This is a genomic window from Cupriavidus sp. BIS7 (assembly GCF_000292345.1).
Taxonomy (GTDB): domain Bacteria; phylum Pseudomonadota; class Gammaproteobacteria; order Burkholderiales; family Burkholderiaceae; genus Cupriavidus.
On the sequence record NZ_ALOU01000045.1, the window covers coordinates 1 to 20,213 of the forward strand.

At 65.0% G+C, this 20,213-nt stretch carries 18 protein-coding genes; 12 read left to right on the forward strand and 6 right to left on the reverse strand.

The genetic code is table 11. The features are described 5' to 3' along the window. The first annotated feature begins 290 nt into the window (after positions 1–290). From B552_RS0116320 to B552_RS0116340, 5 genes are read left to right on the forward strand one after another with little or no spacing between them, the layout of a single operon-like run. Positions 291–1,187 carry a MoxR family ATPase gene (locus tag B552_RS0116320; protein ID WP_019450112.1) on the forward strand — a complete coding sequence of 299 codons (897 nt, stop codon included), beginning with the start codon at positions 291–293 and terminating at the stop codon, positions 1,185–1,187. 2 nt (positions 1,188–1,189) lie between these two features. Further along, positions 1,190–2,443, forward strand: a complete 1,254-nt coding sequence (locus B552_RS0116325; RefSeq protein WP_019450113.1) for a VWA domain-containing protein — start codon at positions 1,190–1,192, stop codon at positions 2,441–2,443. Next, entirely contained in the window at positions 2,434–3,003 is a 570-nt protein-coding gene (locus B552_RS0116330; RefSeq protein ID WP_019450114.1) for a carbon monoxide dehydrogenase subunit G, read from the forward strand. Before B552_RS0116325 ends, B552_RS0116330 begins: the two co-directional genes overlap by 10 nt. Next, the gene (locus B552_RS0116335; RefSeq protein WP_019450115.1) at positions 2,976–4,022 is read left to right on the forward strand and encodes an XdhC family protein; all 1,047 of its coding nucleotides are present in this window, start codon (positions 2,976–2,978) and stop codon (positions 4,020–4,022) included. Before B552_RS0116330 ends, B552_RS0116335 begins: the two co-directional genes overlap by 28 nt. Continuing rightward, positions 4,019–4,615 (forward strand): nucleotidyltransferase family protein, encoded by a 597-nt coding sequence (locus tag B552_RS0116340; RefSeq protein ID WP_026035731.1) that lies wholly within the window; start codon positions 4,019–4,021, stop codon positions 4,613–4,615. The genes B552_RS0116335 and B552_RS0116340 overlap by 4 nt, the downstream gene beginning before the upstream one ends. 74 nt (positions 4,616–4,689) lie before the next feature. Here B552_RS0116340 and B552_RS0116345 read toward each other — a convergent pair whose 3' ends face one another. The 5 genes from B552_RS0116345 to otsB form a co-directional block, all read right to left on the reverse strand. Then, the gene (locus tag B552_RS0116345) at positions 4,690–5,034 is read right to left on the reverse strand and encodes a hypothetical protein (protein WP_019450117.1); all 345 of its coding nucleotides are present in this window, start codon (positions 5,032–5,034) and stop codon (positions 4,690–4,692) included. Continuing rightward, positions 5,031–6,335: a DUF6402 family protein gene (locus tag B552_RS29210; RefSeq protein WP_237718231.1), complete on the reverse strand. Its 1,305-nt coding sequence runs from the start codon at positions 6,333–6,335 to the stop codon at positions 5,031–5,033. Before B552_RS29210 ends, B552_RS0116345 begins: the two co-directional genes overlap by 4 nt. A gap of 88 nt (positions 6,336–6,423) precedes the next feature. Next, positions 6,424–7,818 carry a trehalose-6-phosphate synthase gene (locus tag B552_RS0116355; RefSeq protein ID WP_019450119.1) on the reverse strand — a complete coding sequence of 465 codons (1,395 nt, stop codon included), beginning with the start codon at positions 7,816–7,818 and terminating at the stop codon, positions 6,424–6,426. A gap of 10 nt (positions 7,819–7,828) precedes the next feature. Beyond that, entirely contained in the window at positions 7,829–9,652 is a 1,824-nt protein-coding gene (locus B552_RS0116360; RefSeq protein WP_019450120.1) for a glycoside hydrolase family 15 protein, read from the reverse strand. 35 nt (positions 9,653–9,687) lie between these two features. After that, complete coding sequence (gene otsB / locus B552_RS0116365; protein WP_019450121.1) at positions 9,688–10,488, reverse strand: trehalose-phosphatase; 801 nt, start codon at positions 10,486–10,488, stop codon at positions 9,688–9,690. Between the two features lie 189 nt (positions 10,489–10,677). Here otsB and ilvA point away from each other — a divergent pair, with 189 nt between their 5' ends. Further along, a complete protein-coding gene (gene ilvA / locus B552_RS0116370) occupies positions 10,678–12,213 on the forward strand; it encodes a threonine ammonia-lyase, biosynthetic (protein WP_019450122.1) in 1,536 nt (511 codons plus the stop codon). Between the two features lie 9 nt (positions 12,214–12,222). Continuing rightward, positions 12,223–13,056, forward strand: a complete 834-nt coding sequence (gene queF / locus B552_RS0116375) for an NADPH-dependent 7-cyano-7-deazaguanine reductase QueF (RefSeq protein ID WP_019450123.1) — start codon at positions 12,223–12,225, stop codon at positions 13,054–13,056. A 119-nt stretch (positions 13,057–13,175) separates the two neighbouring features. Here the strand turns inward: queF and B552_RS0116380 are convergent, their stop codons facing one another. Beyond that, positions 13,176–14,594, reverse strand: a complete 1,419-nt coding sequence (locus B552_RS0116380; RefSeq protein ID WP_083860304.1) for a carbohydrate porin — start codon at positions 14,592–14,594, stop codon at positions 13,176–13,178. A 202-nt stretch (positions 14,595–14,796) separates the two neighbouring features. On the opposite strand from B552_RS0116380, the gene B552_RS0116385 reads away from it, so the two are divergent. From B552_RS0116385 to B552_RS0116405, 5 genes are read left to right on the forward strand one after another with little or no spacing between them, the layout of a single operon-like run. Further along, positions 14,797–15,498 carry a TetR/AcrR family transcriptional regulator gene (locus B552_RS0116385; RefSeq protein ID WP_019450125.1) on the forward strand — a complete coding sequence of 234 codons (702 nt, stop codon included), beginning with the start codon at positions 14,797–14,799 and terminating at the stop codon, positions 15,496–15,498. 16 nt (positions 15,499–15,514) lie between these two features. Beyond that, positions 15,515–16,531 carry an HlyD family efflux transporter periplasmic adaptor subunit gene (locus B552_RS0116390; protein WP_019450126.1) on the forward strand — a complete coding sequence of 339 codons (1,017 nt, stop codon included), beginning with the start codon at positions 15,515–15,517 and terminating at the stop codon, positions 16,529–16,531. Continuing rightward, positions 16,528–17,526, forward strand: coding sequence for an ABC transporter ATP-binding protein (locus B552_RS0116395; RefSeq protein WP_019450127.1), 999 nt, complete (start codon positions 16,528–16,530; stop codon positions 17,524–17,526). Before B552_RS0116390 ends, B552_RS0116395 begins: the two co-directional genes overlap by 4 nt. Further along, complete coding sequence (locus tag B552_RS0116400) at positions 17,523–18,677, forward strand: ABC transporter permease (RefSeq protein WP_019450128.1); 1,155 nt, start codon at positions 17,523–17,525, stop codon at positions 18,675–18,677. The genes B552_RS0116395 and B552_RS0116400 overlap by 4 nt, the downstream gene beginning before the upstream one ends. Before the next feature lie 12 nt (positions 18,678–18,689). Beyond that, complete coding sequence (locus B552_RS0116405) at positions 18,690–20,156, forward strand: efflux transporter outer membrane subunit (RefSeq protein ID WP_019450129.1); 1,467 nt, start codon at positions 18,690–18,692, stop codon at positions 20,154–20,156. The last annotated feature ends 57 nt before the right edge of the window (positions 20,157–20,213 follow it).

Here is a 20,213-nt window from a genome sequence, read left to right on the forward strand (position 1 = left end):
GGGGCCGGGGGAGAGGGCGCGGTGGTTCAAATTGCGACAGGTGGCAAGCAGGACCGCATTACCCTCTCCCCCAACCCCTCTCCCACAAGTGGGAGAGGGGAGCAGACCTATGGCACCTGAAGCACCATTTTTTTCTCCCCTCTCCCGCACGGCGGGAGAGGGGCTGGGGGAGAGGGCGCGGTGGTTCAAATTGCGACAGGTGGCAAGCAGAACCGCATTGCCCTCTCCCCCAACCCCTCTCCCACAAGTGGGAGAGGGGAGCGCGTGGTGACGGCTTTCGCAAAGTAGACATGCTCCCAACCTCCATTGACCAAACAATTTCGCTGCTTGAAAAACAGCAGTACTTCGCCGATCGCGAGACCGCTACCGTGCTGTATCTCGCGCTCCGCATGCAGCGCCCATTGTTCCTTGAAGGCGAACCTGGCGTCGGCAAGACGGCGCTGGCGCAGGCCATGGCCGGGGCGCTCGGCACGCGTCTGCTGCGGCTGCAGTGCTATGAAGGGCTCGACGCCGCCAGCGCGCTCTACGAATGGGACTATCCGCGCCAGATCATGGCGCTGCGCCTGGCCGAAGCACGTGGCGAACGGCCCGAGCAGCAGTCGCTCTATCACGACGACTACCTGCTCAAGCGCCCGCTGCTTGAAGCGCTGCTGCCGGACCCGGCTGCGCCCGGCGTTCCGCGTGTGCTGCTGATCGACGAGATCGATCGTGCAGACGAGCCGTTCGAAGCGTTCCTGCTGGAAGTGCTGTCCGAATACCAGGTATCGATCCCCGAGATCGGCGTGGTCCGTGCGGAACGCCCACCGCTGATCGTCATCACGTCGAACCGCACGCGCGAGGTACACGACGCGCTCAAACGCCGCTGCCTTTACCAGTGGATGGGCTACCCGGGGCGCGACCGCGAGCTGCAGATCGTGGCCGCGCGTGCACCAGAAGCAGCCACGGCGCTGCAGTTGCAGGCCGTCGACTTCATCCACCGGCTGCGAGGGATAGACCTGTTCAAGGCGCCCGGCATCGCCGAGGCGATCGACTGGTGCCGCGCCCTCTCTGCGCTCGGCGTCACCGAGCTTGATCCGGAATCGGTGCGCGACACGCTTGGCGTCCTGCTCAAGTACCAGGACGACCTTGCACGTGCCGATGGTCCGACCGTCGCCGAACTTCTTGCCGGTGCCGCACCGGCAGCCTGACCATGCCGCACGCTGCACCCACCGTCCTGCATGGCAAGCCGCCGCATTCGCTGCCGATGCTGGCGCGCAACGTCACGCATTTCATGCGGCTGCTGCGCGATGCGGGCTTCGGCCTGTCGCCCGCCCATGCCGTCGATGCGCTCGAAGCATTGCGCTACGTCGATATCGGCACGCGCGACGAGGTCCGTGCGGCGCTGGCTGCGCTGGTGTTGTCGGGCCCTGACCAGCGTCCGCTGTTCGATGCTGCGTTCGACCTGTTCTGGCGCGATCCCGATTGGGAAGGCAAGCTGCGCGCGCTGCTGCTGCCGCGCGTCGATGCCGGCGCCCCGCCACCGAAGCGCAGCAACCGGCTGGCCGATGCACTGGCTGCGCGTCAGCCGGCAACCGCCCGGCCAGACCCGCCGCAGCGCGAAGAACGCTTCACCGCCCCGCTCACGTTTTCTGACCAGGAACGGCTGGCCGCGCGAGACTTCGAAACGCTGAACGCCGACGAATGGCGTGCGCTGCAGCATCTGGTGCGTACGCGGCGCACGCATCTGGCGCTGGAGAAGACCCGGCGCCTGCGCGCTTCCGCCTGCGGTACGCATGCCGACCTGCGCGCGAGCGCGCGGCAGGCGGTGCGTCAGCATGGCGAATGGCTGCGCTGGAAGTACCGCAAGCGCACCGAACGCAGACCACCCGTGGTATTGCTGCTCGACATCTCGGGGTCGATGAGCCAGTACTCGCGTGCGGTGCTGTATTTCTGTCATGCACTGACGCAGTCGCGCGAGCGGCTGCACGTATTTCTGTTCGGCACGCGGCTGACCAATGTGACGCGTGCCCTGCGCGAGCGCGATCCCGACGATGCGGTGAACCTGATCACCGAACAGGTGCGCGACTGGGCCGGCGGCACCCGCATCGGCGCGGCGCTGGCCGCATTCAACCGGCAGTGGGCGCGCCGCACGCTGTCCGGGCGTGCCACCGTGCTGTTTGTCAGCGATGGCATCGATCTGGAGCACATCGACCTGCTCGAACAGGAAATGACGCGCCTGCGCCGGTTTGCGCATCGCATCATCTGGCTCAACCCGCTGCTGCGTTATGCGGGCTTCTCGCCACAGGCGCGTGGCATGCAGGCCATCCTGCCCCACGTAGACGCGCTGCGCCCCGCACACAACCTTGACAGCCTGTTCGCACTGGAATCGCTGCTGGCCAGCCCTCCGCGCGTTCCACCTGTAAAACAACCACGCCCCGCACAAGGATATCCATCATGGAAATGAACCAGACGCAGCGTCTGCCAGTGCCTCAGCAGGTCGCCTGGGAGGCCTTGAACGACACGGACCTGCTCAAGCAATGTATTCCAGGATGTGAGAGCATCGAGCCCGACGGCGAAAACGCCTACCTGCTGGCGCTGACGGCAGCAGTGGGGCCGGTCAAGGCGCGCTTCAAGGGCCGCATGGCACTGCAGGACATCCGGGCGCCGGAAAGCTACACGATCCAGTTCGACGGACAGGGCGGTGCAGCCGGTTTCGGCAAGGGGTCCGCGCAGGTCTCGCTGACGCCGGAAGGCGACGAGACGCTACTCACGTACGTGGTGCATGCGCAGGTCGGCGGCAAGATCGCGCAGATCGGCTCGCGGCTGGTGGATGCCGCCGCGCGCAAGATGGCCGACACGTTTTTCGCCCGCTTCACCGAAGCCGTGAGCGGCGGTGGCGCGAACGAAGCAGAGAACAACGACGATACAAACGAGGCAACCGACGGCGGGAAAAGCGCCGACGGTGGTGAGGAAACAGGAACAAAGCGGAAACGATCATGGACAGCGTGGATCTCGAAGTCCTGAAAAGCAGTGTGCGCTGGCAGCACGAAGGGCATGGTGTATTGCTGGTTACGGTAGTCAGAACCTGGGGCTCGTCCCCGCGCCCCGAAGGCGCCATGCTGGCGGTGCGCGACGATGGCCTCGTGGCGGGTTCGGTCTCGGGCGGCTGCATCGAGGACGACATCATTGATCGCGTGCGGCGCGAGGGCATCCGATCGGGGTGCCCCGAAACGATCAAGTACGGCATCAGCGCCGAGGAAGCGACCCGTTTCGGCCTGCCGTGCGGCGGCACGATCGAACTCGTCACCGAGCCGTTGTCGGCAGCCAGCGGCATCGCCGAGCTGCTCGAAGCCGTCGAGAACGGCAGGCTCGTTGCTCGCACGCTCGACATGACAAGCGGCGCGGCCACTCTCGGTCATGCCGAGGCTACCGACGGCCTCGCGTTCGACGGTACGACCCTGCTGACGATCCACGGCCCGCGCTACCGCATGCTGGTCATCGGGGCGGGGCAGTTGTCGAAATACCTGTGCCAGATCGCAGTGGGGCTGGGCTTCCAGATCACCGTCTGCGACCCGCGTGAGGAATACACGGAGACCTGGGACATTGCCGGCGTGACGATGGTGCGCACGATGCCCGACGACACGGTCATGGAAATGAAGCTCGACGAGCGCTGCGCGGTGATTGCCCTGACGCACGACCCGAAGCTCGACGACCTCGCATTGATGGAAGCGCTGCGCACCCCGGCGTTCTACGTCGGCGCGCTCGGCTCGCGCCGCAATAACCACGCACGTCGCGAGCGCCTCAAGGAATTCGACCTGACCGAGCTTCAGCTCGCGCGCCTGCACGGGCCGGTTGGCATCTATATCGGCAGCCGCACGCCGCCCGAGATCGCCATCTCGATCCTGGCCGAAGTGATCGCGGCAAAGAACCATGTGTCGCTGCCTGACATCCTGCAGGTGGAAGGCGCGAAAGCCGCACGTGAAATCGCTGCCGGGGAAGCAAGCTGCCCGGTCCTGCCAGCCGACTCGGCCGCACAGCCATGACAAAGCGAGCGTTGTCCCAATTGGACCTGCCCACCGGCATCCTGCTGGCAGCCGGCTTCGGCCGCCGCTTCGACCCGGCAGGCACGCGCAACAAGCTGCTGGAGAAGCTGCCAGATGGCCGCACCGTCGCATGGCGCAGCGCGCGCACGCTGGCGGCGGCGCTGCCCGACTCCATCGCCGTGGTGCGCCCCGGTCATCCGGAACTATCGGAAGAATTGCGCCGCGGCGGCTGCAGGGTGATCGAGTCAGCCGACGCCGAAGCAGGCATGGGCGCGGCGCTGCGCGCAGGCGTGGCTGCCTGCGCCGACGCGCGCGGCTGGGTCGTGGCGCTGGCGGACATGCCGTGGCTGTCGATGGAACTGATACGTGCCGTGGCCCTGACGATCACCTCGCGCGACACCATCGCCGCACCATGGCGCGACGGCCAGCGCGGCCATCCGGTGGGCTTCGGTGCTGGATGGCGCGAGGAACTGCTCAAGCTCGACGGCGACGAAGGCGCGCGGGCACTGCTGAAGTCCCAGCCGGTCACGCGCATCCTTACCGAGGATGACGGCCCATTCCGGGATGTGGATGTGCCGGGGGATCTGGGTTAGGTGCTCAAGTATCGGAAGTACTTGACCCTCTCTCCCGGTCCGCCGGGTTGTGCGGCCGCGCCGGATTAGGCATCTCAAGGCAGTTTCGCCCGCACACGGTCAAGCCACGTTGGAGGAAGCGAAATATAGCCTGAGGGACTGGCCCCGAGATCGTAGATGACACGGTCATCGCTCCATATGATGCGTGGTATGTCGATCTCCGTGAAGTTGCGTTCGGCCAGCTTTTCGCCCGATTTTGCGTCATAGAGACGGAAGAGCGAACTGTCGCGCAAGGCCAGATAGCAATGCTCGCCAATATATGCTCCCTCGGTTTCGCGCTCACACTCACCAGCAGTGAATCGGTAATATGCCCCGGCGCCGTACCAAACAAGCAGGATGGACAAGAGCACACCCAGGCCAATTTTCGGAAATCGCATCATCGGTTGAAATCAAAGACCATCGGTTCACGAAGCCTCATGTAGTAGCGATTCGAGTACAAGACCAAATCGCCACCTTGTCGATGCTTCAACTGCCATTCCCGATAGTCGAGGTTTCGCACGGTGTAGAAGACATTCTCCTTGTCGACCTTTGCATTCCGAGCGACGGGCGGCATCTGCGCTTTCGATACGTTCCCGAGCACGGCGTACTCGGGCACAACAATTAGACCGTACTTGTTCCAGTTGCCCAAATATTGGGTGCCAGTCGCCTCATGATTGCGGTCAGTTCTGTCGTGAAAGGTAAACACATCACGGACGTAGTAGTTGATCTCGAAGATCTTCAGCCGCCCGTTGAAATACGTGAACTTGCTGAGGGCTGCATTGAACGAAAATGCCCCCAATGCTCCATATAAGTCGTCCATCAGCACTGGCGTCACTGAGCCCGCTCCGAGCATCAAGCCCTTGCTAACCCAGTCGCTGTCGACGGTGGCCAATTGATACTGATACCCAAGGTGAAATTTCTGCCAGTCGCCGTCGCAGCGCTTCCATGCGTCGATCACGTACGGCGACGACTCCCAATTCCTTGACATGAAGCGCAAGACCCTTTCTGCATCCGGGTTGAATAGCTTCTCCTCCAGTAGTTCGTCCAGCTTAGCTTTTGCACGCGGGAACTTGAGGACCCAGTCCATCTTGATCGTCGTGGTGTCGATCATATTGGGCGGGAATGGATTGCCGTCCTGGTTGATGCCCAAGACCGCGCCCTTGTCGGTGTTCGCGTAGTTCAATTCCCCGGCAAACCACTTGCGTTGGAGCTTCGCCGCGACGGGCCAGCCCAGGCGGTCCATGGCCTTGGGAACGTCTTGCAGGTCAAATGGCGGTAGACGGTGACGGGTGACGATAGGCGGAAGACCGCGATGCACTACAGGTGTTGGTGCAGGTCCGGTTGCTGGCGCGCTGTGGACCCAGTCATTAAACTTTGAGGCGGCTTCTATCAGGCTGACCAGTAGCGGCTTGGGCGGTTCCTTTGGCTTTGGTGGCTCTTTGGGCTTGGGCGGAGGCGGTGGCGGTGGCTGATCCCGTAGCGGCGGAGCCGCTCGGTCCATGGATAGCGCGAACTCATTCGCATCCACGGCAGTGCATGCATTGCCTTTGAGCCTCCATAGCGGACCGATCAGGTATTTCTCCAAGAAAGGGAACTGCTGCGCTGAGTTGCTCATTTCTTCGCCCTTTACTGAAAACGATTCTCTCGCTTTTAGCAAAGTTGCTCTACAACTCAAATAGTAGAAACCTTGTTCTTTCGTCAACTTGGCATGCTGCCACCCAACCATTCCGGATGCAGTAATTCACCACCAAATTTGGAAGACGTACGAAAGGGCTGAGCGATGGCATCCATCACCCCCCTTCCGTCTCCATCAGCGCCCGCAGATATTCCCCACTCCACCAGTGCACATCGTGCTGGCGTATCCGTTCCAGCAACTTCTGATGCCGCGCCTGGCGTTCCGATAGCGACATGTGCAATGCCTGCTGAATTGCCTGCGCCGTGGCGCGCGTATCGTAGGGATTGACCAGCAGCGCCTCCTTGAGCTGCTCCGCCGCGCCGGCGAAGCGCGATAGCACCAGTACGCCGGGATCCTCGGGGTCCTGGGCCGCGATGTATTCCTTTGCGACCAGGTTCATGCCGTCGCGCAGCGGCGTGACCAGCGCCACGCTGCTGGCGCGGCACAGGCCGGGCAGACGGCGCCGTGACGTGGCCCGGTGGATGTAACGCACCGGCATCCAGTCGAGCTCGCCATACTCGCCATTGATCGCGCCCGTAATGCCTTCCATGTCGCGCCGCAGGTCCGCGTAGGCGTCGACCAGTTCCCGCGACGGCGCGGCAATCTGGATCAGCGTGGCGCTCGAACGGTTCTCGGGATACTCGGCCAGCAGCGTCTGGAACGCCTTGAGCCGTTGCGGCAGGCCTTTCGAGTAGTCGAGCCGGTCGATGCCCAGCAGCAACCTGCGCCGCGCGTACTGGCCTAGCATCATCTCGTACGTCTCGCGCGCTTCATCGCCTCGCCCGAGTTCGATGAATTCGTCGACGTCGATGCCGATCGGAAACGACTGCGCGCGCACCGTGCGATGGAACGCACGGAAGCGGTACTCGCCCATTGGCTCGGCGCCGGCCTCGCCCTGCACGTAGCGCGAGAAGTGTTCGAGGTCGTCGTGGCTCTGGAAGCCGAGCAGGTCGTAGGCGAACAGCGCGCGCATCAGCCATTCGTGCTGCGGGATGGTGGCCAGGATCAGCCGTGGCGGCAACGGGATGTGCAGGAAGAAGCCGATGCGCTGCCCGCAGCCGATTGCCCGCAACTCCGCCGCCAGCGGAATCAGGTGGTAGTCGTGGATCCAGATCACATCGTCGGGCTTCAGCATCGGCGCCAGCTTGCGCGCAAAGAGCTGGTTCACGCGGCGGTAGGCGTTCAGGTTGCCGCCGGCGTCGAAGTCGGCTAGGTCCACCCGGTAGTGGAACACCGGCCACAGCACGCCGTTGCTGTAGCCAAGGTAGTACGCCTCGTAGTCCTCGCGGCTCAAGTCCACCGTGGCCAGCGTGACGTTGCCCGCCTGCATCTGGTGCACCTCGCCTTCTCCGGGCGTGCCGCCCTGGCTGGCGTCCACCACCTTGCCGCTCCAGCCGAACCACAATCCGCCTGTCTTGGCGAGCGCATCGGACAACGCCACGGCCAGTCCGCCCGCTGCATGGTTGCGCGGGTCGGCAACCCGGTTCGAAACCGCCACTAGTCTGCCCATGTCTCGTTTCTCAGATCACACTGTCCCAGGGGGCCGACAGCCGCATGGCGCCATTGATCAGGCCAACCATCGAATAGGTCTGCGGGAAGTTGCCCCACATCTCCCCGGTCACCGGGTGGGTGTCCTCCGACATCAGCCCCAGCGGATTGCGCGCGGCCAGCATGGCCTCGAAGATCTCGCGCGCTTCGTCGCGACGGCCAATGCGCGCCAGCGCGTCGATGCGCCAGAACGTGCAGATGTTGAAGGCCGTCTCTGGCTTGCCGAAATCGTCGGGTGCCTCGTAGCGGCGCATGAACGGCCCGTCGCACAGCGACTCCTCCAACGCCTTCACGGTCGAGATGAAGCGCGGGTCCTTCGGGTCGATGAAGTTGACTTCGGCCATCAGCAACACGCTCGCATCGAGATCGCGCCCGCCGAAGCTTTCGGCGAAGGCCTGCCGCGCGTCACTCCAGGATTCGTCCAGGATGCGCTGCTTCATCGTGTTGGCGTGGTCATGCCAATAGGCGGCACGCCCTGGGTGCTCGAGCTTTTCGGCAATCTTGGCCAGCCGGTCGCACGCCACCCAGCTCATCAGGGCCGACGAAGTATGGATTCGCGCCCGCGTGCGCAGTTCCCACATGCCGGCGTCGGGCGTGCCGAACACGCGCACGGCCTGTTCGCCCACGTCCTCGAGCCGCCGGAATTCGGCGGGCCCGCCGCGATGCAGCAGCCGGTGATCGTGGAACGCCTGCGCGGCCGCCAGCACGACGTTGCCGTAGACATCGTGCTGGAAGTGCTCCTGCGCCTGATTGCCAACGCGCACCGGCCCCATGTTGCGATAGCCGCCCAGATGGTCGAGGATGCTCTCCGGCAGCTCCCGTTCCAGCCCGATGCCGTACAGCGGCTGGATATGCCCGTCCTGCGACTGCATGACGACGTTCGCCAGCCAGCGCAGGTAATCCTCCATGGTGCCGACTTCCGACAGGCTGTTGAGCGCGCGAACCACGAAAAACGCGTCGCGCAGCCAGCAGTACCGGTAGTCCCAGTTGCGGCCGCTGCCTGGCGCCTCGGGAATGCTCGTGGTCATCGCGGCCACGATGGCGCCGGTTTCCTCGTAGAGCGAGAGCTTCAGCGTGATGGCTGCGCGGATCACCGCGTCCTGCCATTCGCGCGGCACGGCCAGGCGGCGGCTCCAGTTGCGCCAGTACGCAGTCGTCTCCTGCTCGAAATCGCGTGCGATCTCCTCCACGCCGTGCGCCAGCGTTTCATCGGGGCCAAGGATGAAGTCGTAATTGCGCATGACCAGAAACGGCGTTTGCGACAACACATAGGCCAGCGGCGCATTGGTGGTCATGCGCAGCGTCATATCCTCGCCGATGTAGCGCACATGGCTGCTGCCGCGCGTCGTCTGCGGCTTGATGCGCCCCCAGTTGAAGCGCGGCGCCACTGTCACGCGCACGCGCGGCGCACCGCGCACCGGCCGAATCCGCCGCACCAGCGTCAGCGGGCGAAAGTAGCGGCCAAGCCGGAAAAAGCGCGGGCAGAAGTCCGTGATCTCCAGGCAGTTGCCATGCTTGTCAAACAACTGCGTGCGCAGGACGGCCGTGTTCGGCTCATACCACTGCCTGGTCTCCTGCAGATCCTCGACCTCGATGGCGAAGTGGCCGCCGTTCTCGCCCGGATCGAGCAAGGCGTTGAACACCGGATCGCCATCGTAGCGTGGCATGCAGCACCAGACGATGCGGCCGCGCCCATCGACCAGCGCGGAGAACGCGCAGTTGCCGATCATGCCGACCGAGAGCGACGGATCGGCGTAGCGGCCAGTGCAGTTGGTATCGGCATTGACCGCACGCACTTCAGCGTGGGAGTTTTGGGCAGGGATTGGGACACTCACGGCGAGCCCTCCGTTGCGGACGATGGGGTTGAAGCGGACGTTGGCGCGTCGCCACGTTGCGCCCTGCGTTCGAGCAGTGCATGGGCGGAGCGGTGCAGCCAGCAGCGCAGCGCGGCAGGCCCCGTCACCCTGACGGTGGCGGCCGTGGCGCGTTCGCCGACAAGCACGCCGAATCCGCCGAGTTCACGCGCCACGGCAAAGCCGGCTTCGTCGGTCACGTCGTCACCGGCAAACAGCGGCCGGCGGCCGGCAAACGGGGCCATGCGCATGAACGTGGCGATCGCGCCGCCCTTGTTGACGCCGGCAGGTTTGATCTCGACCACCATCTTTCCAGGCAGGCCTTCAAGCCCAACGGCGCCGCGCAGGACGTCCGCAACCGTCGCGCGGACCAGCGCTTCGAGTTCGGGTGCCTGCCGATAGTGAATCGCCACGGCCACGGACTTGCGTTCGAGCTGCAGGCCCGGGTGCCGTGCCACAAGCGCTTCCAGCCGTGGCAGCAGCGGCGCGATACCGGGCTCGGGTGGCATGAAGAGCGCTTCGCCGTCATGGCGCAGTTCGGCGCCGTGCACGCCTGCCGCGGGCAGCGTAAGCGGCTGCAGGAAGAAGTCCAGCTCGGCCACGGGCCGGCCCGAGATGATTGCCAATGCGCCGTCCAGACACGTGTGCAGCGCACGCAGCGTGCCGACCAGTTCCGGTTCGACCTGAACCAGGTCGGGGCGCGGCGCAAGGTCAGCCAGCGTGCCGTCGAAATCCAGAAACAGCGCGGTATCGGGTTCGATGAGATGTAGCGGGGGCATCGCGCAAAACCGTAACACGTCGATTTGACGGGCGTCCACCGGGCGCTGTCCTACAACAGTGGCGCTTGCGGCACCTGCAATCGGTACGCACGAGCGTGGCGCCCGGAAGTGCGCCATCCATTATCATTGGCGGTTTCCGCCGATTTTTCCGGTTTTTTTGCCGCTGCCCCGGTGACGCCCTCGCAAACCATGACCCGCACGCCCGCCAAACCCGACTATCTCAAAAAAATCCTGACCGCCAAGGTCTACGACGTGGCCCAGGAGACCGAACTGACCTATGCGCCCGCGCTGTCGGCGCGCACCGGCAATGCGGTCTGGTTCAAGCGCGAGGACACGCAGCCCGTGTTCTCTTTCAAGTTGCGTGGGGCGTACAACAAGATGGCGTCGCTCACCGCCGACGAACTCAAGCGCGGCGTGATCGCCGCGTCGGCGGGCAACCATGCCCAGGGCGTGGCGCTGGCCGCGGCCCGGATGCAGTGCAAGGCGATCATCGCCATGCCCACCACCACGCCGCAGGTGAAGATCGACGCCGTGCGCGAACGCGGCGGCGAGTGGGTGCAGATCGTGCTGCATGGCGATTCGTATAGCGATGCCTACCTGCATGCCGCGGAGCTGGAGAAGAAGCACAAGCTCACGTTCATCCACCCGTTCGACGATCCCGAAGTCATCGCCGGCCAGGGCACCATCGCAATGGAGATCCTGCGCCAGCACCCGGGCCCGATCCACGCAATCTTCGTGGCCATCGGCGGTGGCGGCCTGATCTCCGGCATCGCGGCCTACGTGAAGGCCGTGCGCCCCGAGATCAAGGTGATTGGCGTGCAGACCTACGACTCCGACGCAATGAAGCGCTCGGTGGATGCGGGCAAGCGCGTGGAACTGAAGGATGTGGGCCTGTTCTCGGACGGCACCGCGGTCAAGCTGGTGGGCAAGGAAACGTTCCGCATCACGCGCGAACTCGTCGACGACATCATCCTGGTCGATACCGATGCGATCTGCGCGGGCCTGAAGGATGTGTTCCAGGACACGCGCAGCATCCTGGAGCCGGCTGGCGCGCTGGCCGTGGCCGGCCTCAAGGCGTACGCCGAGCGCGAGAAGCTCAAGCACCAGCACCTGGTGGCCATCGCCTGCGGCGCCAACATGAACTTCGACCGCCTGCGCTTCGTAGCCGAGCGCGCCGAGGTCGGTGAAGCGCGCGAGGCGGTCTTCGCCGTGACGATCCCCGAGGAACGCGGCAGCTTCAAGCGCTTCTGCGAACAGGTCGGCACACGCAGCGTGACCGAATTCAACTACCGGATCGCCGACAAGGGCGTGGCGCATATTTTCGTCGGCGTGCAGATCGCCAGCCGCGCAGAGAGCGACAAGATCGCTGCCAATTTCCGCCGCCATGGTTTCGACACGCTCGACCTGTCCAACGACGAACTGGCCAAGCAGCACATCCGCTACATGGTCGGCGGCCATTCGCCGCTGGCACATGACGAACTGCTCTATCGCTTCGAATTCCCCGAGCGCCCGGGTGCGCTGATGAAGTTCCTGTCGAGCATGAGCCCGAACTGGAACATCAGCCTGTTCCACTACCGGAACCAGGGCGCGGACACGTCGAACATCCTGGTCGGCATCCAGGTGCCGAAGAACGAGAAGCGCGCGTTCCGCAGCTTCCTTTCGACGCTCGGTTACGTACACTGGGATGAGACCGAGAACCCCGTCTACAAGCTGTTCCTTTCCTGAAGTCCGACCATGACGCTTCCTGAGCACTCGCCGCTGGGCAAGCCCTCGGCCTACAAGACCGAATACGACCCCACGCTGCTATTCCCGATTCCGCGCCAACCGAAGCGCACGGAAATCGGCCTGCCTGAAGGCCGCGCGCTGCCGTTCTTCGGCGTGGACATCTGGAACGCCTACGAGGTGTCGTGGCTGAACCTGAAGGGCAAGCCGCAAGTGGCACTGGCCACGTTCATCATTCCCGCCGATACGCCGAACATCGTCGAGTCCAAGTCGTTCAAGCTGTACCTGAACTCGTTCAACCAGAGCAAGATCGCTTCGGCCGAGGCGCTGCAGCAGTTGTTGCAGCATGACCTGTCCGATGCCACGGGCGGCTCGGTGCAGGTGCGGCTGGTGACCGAGGCCGACCTGGGCAAGCAAAAGATGGGCGAACTCGATGGGCTGCTGCTGGACCGGTTGGACATCGAGACCGATATCTACGAACCCGATCCGACGCTGCTGTCCGCCGACCAGGAAGAGTCGCCGGTAGAAGAAACGCTGGTATCGCACCTGCTCAAGTCGAACTGCCTGGTCACGGGCCAGCCAGACTGGGGCAGCGTGCAGATCCGCTACGTGGGTGCGCCGATCGACCAGGAAGGCCTGCTCAAGTACCTGATCTCGTTCCGCAACCACAACGAGTTCCACGAGCAATGCGTCGAGCGGATCTTCACTGACCTGATGCGCATGTGCAAGCCGGTGAAGCTGGCGGTCTACGCGCGCTATACGCGGCGCGGCGGGCTGGACATCAACCCGTTCCGCACCAACTACAACACACCGTGGCCGGATAACCGGCGCAATGCGCGGCAGTAGTCGGGTAGCTATTTCACACGCTGACCCTCTCCCCCAGCCTGCTGGTTTGCTCCCCTCTCCCGCTACGCGGGAGAGGGGTCGGGGGAGAGGGCCAGCGCATCAACCACCAACCACGCGCTTCAAAACTCCGCGTGGGCCCTGATGCCGAAGAACCTGGCCGGCCCACGATCGCGGTTGTAGCCCGGATTGCGCAAGAACTGGAAATCCGGGCTCAGGCTCAATGTCTTCCACACCGCAAAGCTGTAGTACAGCTCGATCACCTGTTCGGGCCCGTAGTTCAGCGCCCCATCCCCCAGGAACGCACCAAGGCCGCCCGCCGCAAGATAGTTGCGGTGGTCCGGGCCAAGCATGTTGACGGCCAGGCCCAGGCCCACCTCGTCCTTGGGACGCCCCCAGGCCGTGCCCTTGAGCGTGCCGCCCGCTGCCACCTGCCGGCCGATTTCCGTGAACGAGTAGGTTTCGGTCTTGTCGTCAGACCAGTTGGCGCGCAGGAACACTCCCAGTGAATCGTTGACTTCCTGCAGGAACGCCAGACCCACGCCGACCTTTGCATGCTCGCGGCGCACGTCGCCAACATCGGGCGTCACGCCGTTGGCCTGTCCAAACGCGATGGCGTCGTTGAACGCGCCCATCTTTGCCTTGTTACGCCACAGCAGCAGCCGGGCCTGGCCGGGGCGCCCGGCGATCCTGTAGCGCTTCTCGAACTCGAGCACGTCGCCATAGTGCTCGAACATGCGGGTATCGAGCTCCTGACCGTTCGATTCAAGCGGCTGCAGGAAACGGCCGAAGCGGACGGACCATTCGTCTCCAACGTACTCGAGCGTCACACCCCAGTCATAGCCGCGCGCGTCGGCGGCGTAGTCGAACGACCCGTGCGTCAGGAACGACCAGTTCATGAACTGGGTGCGCGGGTCGGAGCCGTACGGGTTCTGGTCGAACACGTCCAGCACGCTGTAGTTGCCGGCGGTCAGCACCACGCGCTGCTTGTCCACCGTGCGCGCGAACTGGTTGAAGTCGGCATCGAGCTTTTCTTCGCCGCCGCCAAGCCCCCATGTCTGCCGGATGAATGCGCGCGCCCTGTAGAACGTGGGGTTCGGGCTGGCCGTCTTGGCCAACTCCCCGTTGGACGGACCGCCAAGTCCATGCAACCCCGAGAACGGCACGCCCTGGGCCACTTCGGGATTGAAGTGGAACTCCGCGCCCTGCCAGAGCCGCAATCCGAGGTCGAGCGTGGCCGTGAACGAATAGCTCTTGGCGCGATCGGGCGTGAGGCTGTTATCGCCCGTGTACGGCGCGCTGAACGATGGCTTGCGCTGCCAGATATAGGTGGTCTGGCCGTGAATGGCGAACGGGCTTTCCACGTCGGCAACCACATCGCCCGCCACATCGGCAGCCGCGTCCTGCCCCGCCCCGGCGGATTCCTGCGCCTGCGCGGCCCATGGCAGCGCCAGCCCGCCTGCCAACAGTACGGCGGCAAGACAACTGGCAAAGCTCGGGCGCAGCCGCAGCGGGGCGGCCGGCAGACGGGAACACGGCATAGGAAAGCTGGCAGGCAGCGGATACCGCATCGGAATGCGAATCCTTTCGAATGGCGCGGAGGATAGCCAAAGCACGATGGCATGTCCACCGCACTTGTTGCAATGCAGCAATTGCAACTTGGGCAATCGCCGACTTTGTAACCTGCCTTGAATTAATTAACGCGAAAAATAATATTGAGACAACCTTGCCTGGAGTCTGCAGATGACAGCCAGCACCCCAACCGATCCAGACCAGACGGCGCCAGCACGGCAGCGCCGCCCGGGACGCCCCACGGCGCGCACCACGGACGCTGGCCAGCGCGACCGCCTGATCGACGCCGCCGTGACGCTGTTCGCGCGCCATGGGGTCGGCGCCACGTCCACCAAGGCCATTGCCACCGAGGCCGGTGTCACGCCAGCGCTGGTCCATTACTACTTCCACGACCGCGAAATGCTGCTGGACGCCGTGTTCGACGAGCGCCTGCAGCCGCTGGTCGAGCAGGTGTTCCGCGATATTGCGACGGCGCCCGCCGGTGATGTCGTGGCGAATATCCCGGCACTCGCGGGCCGATTCATCCGCACGGCAGCCGCCACGCCATGGTTCCCCGGCCTGTGGATCAGGGAGATCGTCGGCACCGACGGCCAACTGCGCGAACGCCTGCTGCATCGTGTGGCGCTGCGGCGCGCCTCGCTCGTCATGGAGCCGCTGGAGGCGGCGCGCGCGCAAGGCAAGCTCACGCCCGGCCTTGAACCCGCCCTCGTGATGGTGTCGCTGGTCGGGCTGGCGCTGCTGCCGCTGGCAACCACGCACATCTGGCACAACCTTCCCGGCGCCGGGCAGATCGATACCGAATCGCTCGTGCGCCATGTCACCGCCCTGCTCGCTCATGGGCTGTTCGCCGGTGATCTCACCCCAGACAAATAAGTCACCCGGAGCCCGTATGTCCAAACCCGTCTCCCGTCTCGCATGGCCCGCATGGCCCACATGGCCCACATGGTCGCTGCTGGCGCTCGTCACGGCGCTGGCCGCCTGCAGCAACGACAATTCCGGCACCTGGCAAGGCTATGTCGAAGGCGAATTCGTATCGGTGGCCTCGCCATTCGCCGGCCGTCTGGAAAAGCTCTCGGTCGAGCGCGGCCAGCAGGTGGCCGACGGCGCGCCGCTGTTCGTGCTCGAATCCGACGACGAGCGCGCCGCGCGCCAGCAGGCCGCCGAACAGGTACGCGCGGCCGAAGCCCAGCTTGCCGATATCCAGGTTGGCAAGCGTCCCGTGGAAGTGGCCGTCAACCAGGCGCAGCTCGCACAGGCGCGGGCGCAGGCCCAGCGCAGTGCGGCACAGTTCGCGCGCGACGAAGCGCAGTACAAGATCGGCGGCGTATCGAAGCAGCAGTTCGACGACAGCCGTGGCACGGCCGACGCCGATGCCGCACGCGTGCGCGAGATGCAGCGCGAAGTCGACGTTGCACGCCTGCCCGGCCGCAACGACCAGCTCGCCGCGCAGCGCGCACAGGTGGAAGCCGCCCGCGCCGCGCTGGCGCAGGCCGAGTGGAAGCTCTCGCGCAAGTTCGTCAACGCCACCGCGGCGGGCCTGGTCTACGACGTGCCGTTCCGCCCGGGCGAATGGGTGCCCGCCGGCAGCCCCGTGGTACGCATGCTGCCGCCCGGCAACGTCAAGGTGCGCTTTTTCGTACCGGAAGCCGTGGTGGGGTCACTGAAGAACGGGCAGGCCATCCAGATCCATTGCGACGGTTGCGCGGCCCCGGTGCCGGCCAGGATCACTTACGTCTCGAACGAAGCCGAATTCACGCCCCCGGTCATCTACAGCAACGAGACGCGCCGCAAGCTCGTGTTCCTGATCGAGGCACGCCCCACCCCCGCGGACGCGCCGAAGCTGCGCCCGGGCCAGCCGGTGGAGGTCAAGGCGGTCATGGACGGCAAGGAGGCCAGGCAATCATGAACGGCGAACTGGCCATCGATGTCCACGACCTCAACAAGCGCTTCGGCGACAAGCATGTGGTCAACAACCTGACGATGCAGGTGGCCCGTGGGGAGATCTTCGGCTTCCTTGGCCCGAACGGCAGCGGCAAGACCACGTCGATCCGGATGATGTGCGGGCTGCTGACGCCCGACTCGGGCACGGGCACCTGCCTTGGCTACGACATCATCAAGGAGTCCTCCGAGATCAAGCGCAACGTCGGCTATATGACGCAGCGCTTCTCGTACTGGGAAGACCTGTCGATCCGCGAGAACCTGGACTTCGTGGCGCGCGTCTACGACATGCCGAACCGGCGTGAAGTCGTGGAACGGGCGCTTGAAGACCTCGGCCTGCATTCGCGCGCCGAGCAACTGGCCGGCGCGCTGTCGGGCGGCTGGAAGCAGCGGCTGGCGCTGGCCGCCTGCCTGCTGCACGAGCCACGGCTGCTGCTGCTCGACGAACCGACGGCTGGCGTGGACCCCAAGGCGCGCCGCGACTTCTGGGAGCAGTTGCACCAGTTGGCCGCACGCGGCATCTCGGTGTTGGTCAGCACGCACTACATGGACGAAGCCGAACGCTGCCACAAGCTCGCCTACATCGCCTACGGCAAGCTGCTGGCGCAAGGCACGGCCGCCGAAGTGGTGGCCAGCCAGGACCTGACCACATGGAGCGTGGAAGGCGACGAACTGGCCGAGCTTTCGGCGAAGCTGCAGGGCAAGCCGGGCATCGACCAGACCGTGGTGTTCGGCACCGCGCTGCATGTGACCGGCAAGGACGCGACGGCGCTGGAACAGTCGCTGCGGCAGTACGCGGGTATGGGGCACCGTATCGAGCAGATCGAAACCAACCTCGAAGACGTCTTCATCCACATGATGGGCGGCGCGCAGGACAACGCGGCAGCGCAGTCACCGAAGGCCGGCAGCACTGCCGGTGGCGCATCCGGCAACGCTTCCGGTAACGGAAAGGGGGCCACATGAACGCAGCTCGCACCCATCTCCCTCGCTTTTCCGTGCAGCGCTGGTGGAGCATCGTCCTGAAGGAGTTCCTCCAGCTACGCCGCGACCGCGTCACGTTCGGCATGATCGTCGGCATACCGATCATCCAGCTGCTGCTGTTCGGCTTTGCCATCAACAGCGATCCACGGCACATGCCCACTGCGGTCATCGTGGCCGAGCACAGCGATTTCTCGCGCACGTTCGTCGCGGCGCTGGACAACACCACGTATTTCAAGGTGGTGCGCACGTACCCTGACGAGGCCTCCGGCCGTGAGGCGTTGCTACGCGGCGATGTGCAGTTCGTCGTCAACATTCCCGCCGACTTCTCTCGGCGCCTGCTGCATGGCGATCGTCCATCCATCCTCGTGGAAGCCGATGCCACCGATCCTTCGGCCACCGGCCCGGCGATCGGCTCGCTGATGCAGTTGCCGTCCTCGGTCGCGCGCATCGACCTGAAAGGTGCGCTGGCACCGCTGGCCGGCGGGCAGCCCGCGTTCGACGTCAATATCCACCGGCTCTATAACCCCGAGGGCATCACGCAGTACAACATCGTGCCGGGGCTGATGGGCACGATCCTGACGATGACGATGGTGATGATGACCGGCCTGGCCATGACGCGCGAACGCGAGCGCGGCACGATGGAGAACCTGCTGGCCACGCCAGTGCAGCCGATCGAGGTCATCTCCGGCAAGATCATCCCGTACATCTTCATCGGCCTGATCCAGGCGACGATCATCGTGCTGGCGGCACACTTCGTGTTCGGCGTGCCGTTCCTCGGTTCGGTGGTGGCCGTGTACCTGGCCGCGCTGCTGTTCATCGCGGCCAACCTGACGGTCGGCATCACGCTGTCGTCGCTGGCCAGCAACCAGCTCCAGGCCGTGCAGCTCACGTTCTTCTACTTCCTGCCCAACATCCTGCTTTCCGGCTTCATGTTCCCGTTCGCGGGCATGCCGACGTGGGCGCAGTGGATCGGCAACGTGCTGCCGATGACGTACTTCAACCGGATGGTCCGCAGCATCATGCTCAAGGGCAGCGGGTGGATCGAGCTCTGGCCGAACGTATGGCCCGTGGCGCTGTTCACCGTCATCGTCCTGACCATTGCCGTGCGCTTCTACAAGCGCACGCTCGACTGAAAGGAGACCACCGTGCGTGCGATCCCCGTCCTGCTGGCATGCGCTGCCGCCGCACTCGCGGCCGGCTGTGCCGTCGGCCCCGATTTCCATACGCCCGATGCGCCAACCGACGCACACTACACACCCGGCCCGCAGCCCGAACAACTCGCATCAAAGGGCTATCCCACGCAAACGCTGGTGGCGGGCGGCGTACCGGCGCAATGGTGGACGCTGTTCCGCAATCCGCAGCTCGACGAGACGATCCGGATGGCGCTGGCCAACAGCCCGACATTGACGCAGGCGCAGGCGCGGCTGCGCGAGGCGCAGGAGAACCTCGCAGCCCGCACCGGCGCCACGCGCTTCCCGCAGGTCGATGCGAACTTCAACGCCACGCGGCAGCAGGTCAATCTGCAATCGGTCGGCATCACGCAATTCCCGAGCCCCGGCCCGTTCACGCTCTACAACGCCAGCGTCCAGGTGTCCTACGTGCTGGACCTGTTCGGCGGGCAGCGCCGCGAACTGGAAGGCCTGCAGGCAGCCGTCGACTATCAGCGCTACGAGCTTGAAGCGGCTCGGCTCTCGCTGGCCGCCAACGTAGCCACGGCGGCAATCCGCGAAGCGGGCCTGCGCGCGCAGCTGGCCGACACCGTGGCCATTGCCGAGGCACAGCAGCGCCAGCTTGCGATCATGCAGCAGCGGCTCAGCCAGGGCGGCGTTGCGCGCGTCGATGTGCAGCGCCAGCAGTCCGAACTGGCGCAGACGCAGGCGCTGATACCGGGCCTGTCGCAGCAGGTTGATGCCACGCGCCACCAGCTTGCCGTCTACACGGGCCAGACGCCGGCCAGCGCGCAGCTTCCGGAGTTCCGCATCGAGGACATGCAGCTGCCCGAGACGCTGCCCGTAAGCCTGCCGTCAGAACTGGCGCGCCGCCGCCCCGACATACGCGCGGCCGAAGCGTTGCTGCATCAGGCATCGGCCGATATCGGCGTGGCAACCGCCAACCTGTACCCGCAGATCACGCTGACCGCCAGTGGCGGCACGCAGGCGATGCGCATGAGCGACCTGTTCAACAGCTTCAACGTCTGGAGCCTTGCGGCTGGCGTGGTACAGCCGGTGTTTCATGGCGGCGAACTGCGTGCGCAGAAGCGCGCGAAAGAGGCGGCCTACGAGCAGTCGCTCGGCGCGTATCGGCAAGCCGTGCTGCAGGGCCTGCAGAACGTGGCCGACGCGCTGCGAGCGCTCGATGCCGATGCGGGCACGCTGCAGGCGCGCGCGGACAACGCACGGCAGACCCATGACACGCTTGATATCGTCAGCGAGCAGTACCGGCTTGGCGGCGTGAGCCAACTCACGCTGCTGGACGCGGTTCGGCAGGCACGCCAGGCGGCACTGGACCTCTCGCAGGCACGCGCCACGCGGCTGGCCGATTCAGCCGCGCTGATGCAGGCGCTTGGGGGTGGGTGGTGGAGCGAGGATGCGACGGTGGGGAGCTTGAAGTAGGCGTGGTCGGTGCTTGATGCGCTGGCCCTCTCCCCTTGCCCCTTGTATGTCGCACAA

Excerpts from the sequence above, each read along its gene's own strand:
- B552_RS0116355 (WP_019450119.1), bottom strand. The coding sequence starts at position 7,818 with ATGGGCAGACTAGTGGCGGTTTCGAACCGGGTTGCCGACCCGCGCAAC.
- queF (WP_019450123.1), top strand. The coding sequence starts at position 12,223 with ATGACGCTTCCTGAGCACTCGCCGCTGGGCAAGCCCTCGGCCTACAAG.
- B552_RS0116320 (WP_019450112.1), top strand. The coding sequence starts at position 291 with ATGCTCCCAACCTCCATTGACCAAACAATTTCGCTGCTTGAAAAACAG.
- B552_RS0116345 (WP_019450117.1), bottom strand. The coding sequence starts at position 5,034 with ATGATGCGATTTCCGAAAATTGGCCTGGGTGTGCTCTTGTCCATCCTG.
- B552_RS0116340 (WP_026035731.1), top strand. The coding sequence starts at position 4,019 with ATGACAAAGCGAGCGTTGTCCCAATTGGACCTGCCCACCGGCATCCTG.
- B552_RS0116380 (WP_083860304.1), bottom strand. The coding sequence starts at position 14,594 with ATGCCGTGTTCCCGTCTGCCGGCCGCCCCGCTGCGGCTGCGCCCGAGC.
- otsB (WP_019450121.1), bottom strand. The coding sequence starts at position 10,488 with ATGCCCCCGCTACATCTCATCGAACCCGATACCGCGCTGTTTCTGGAT.
- ilvA (WP_019450122.1), top strand. The coding sequence starts at position 10,678 with ATGACCCGCACGCCCGCCAAACCCGACTATCTCAAAAAAATCCTGACC.
- B552_RS0116400 (WP_019450128.1), top strand. The coding sequence starts at position 17,523 with ATGAACGCAGCTCGCACCCATCTCCCTCGCTTTTCCGTGCAGCGCTGG.
- B552_RS0116390 (WP_019450126.1), top strand. The coding sequence starts at position 15,515 with ATGTCCAAACCCGTCTCCCGTCTCGCATGGCCCGCATGGCCCACATGG.
- B552_RS0116325 (WP_019450113.1), top strand. The coding sequence starts at position 1,190 with ATGCCGCACGCTGCACCCACCGTCCTGCATGGCAAGCCGCCGCATTCG.
- B552_RS0116330 (WP_019450114.1), top strand. The coding sequence starts at position 2,434 with ATGGAAATGAACCAGACGCAGCGTCTGCCAGTGCCTCAGCAGGTCGCC.
- B552_RS0116335 (WP_019450115.1), top strand. The coding sequence starts at position 2,976 with ATGGACAGCGTGGATCTCGAAGTCCTGAAAAGCAGTGTGCGCTGGCAG.
- B552_RS0116395 (WP_019450127.1), top strand. The coding sequence starts at position 16,528 with ATGAACGGCGAACTGGCCATCGATGTCCACGACCTCAACAAGCGCTTC.
- B552_RS0116385 (WP_019450125.1), top strand. The coding sequence starts at position 14,797 with ATGACAGCCAGCACCCCAACCGATCCAGACCAGACGGCGCCAGCACGG.